Source organism: Rhizobium phaseoli, from assembly GCF_010668805.1.
Classification (GTDB): domain Bacteria; phylum Pseudomonadota; class Alphaproteobacteria; order Rhizobiales; family Rhizobiaceae; genus Rhizobium; species Rhizobium phaseoli_A.
In genome coordinates this window covers 1-393 of record NZ_WUFT01000140.1, presented here as the reverse complement: position 1 = coordinate 393, position 393 = coordinate 1, and the positions used below count along the sequence as shown (strand labels likewise).

General features: G+C 66.2%; 1 pseudogene. It reads left to right on the top strand.

The annotated features are described in order from the left end of the window. Nucleotides 1–41 precede the first annotated feature (41 nt). Nucleotides 42–393: pseudogene (locus GR197_RS31760) on the top strand (phosphomethylpyrimidine synthase ThiC); the annotation flags it as partial.

Below are 393 nucleotides of genomic sequence, written 5' to 3'. Positions count from 1 at the left end.
AGGTCTACGTGACGGGCTCACGACCCGATATCCGCGTGCCGATGCGTGAAATTACGCAATCGGATACGCCGACGGGCTTCGGCGGCGAGAAGAATCCGCCCATCTACGTGTACGACACGTCGGGCCCGTACACCGATCCCGACGCAAAGATCGACATCCGCGCCGGCCTGCCCGCGCTGCGTCAGGGCTGGATCGAGGCACGCGGCGACACGCAATCGCTGGACGGTTTGTCGAGCGAATACGGCCGCGAGCGCGCCGCCGATCCCGCCACCGAGCAGCTGCGCTTCCCCGGCCTGCATCGCACGCCGCGCCGCGCGCAGCCCGGCAAGAACGTCTCGCAGATGCACTACGCGAAGCAAGGGATCATCACGCCGGAAATGGAATACATCGCGA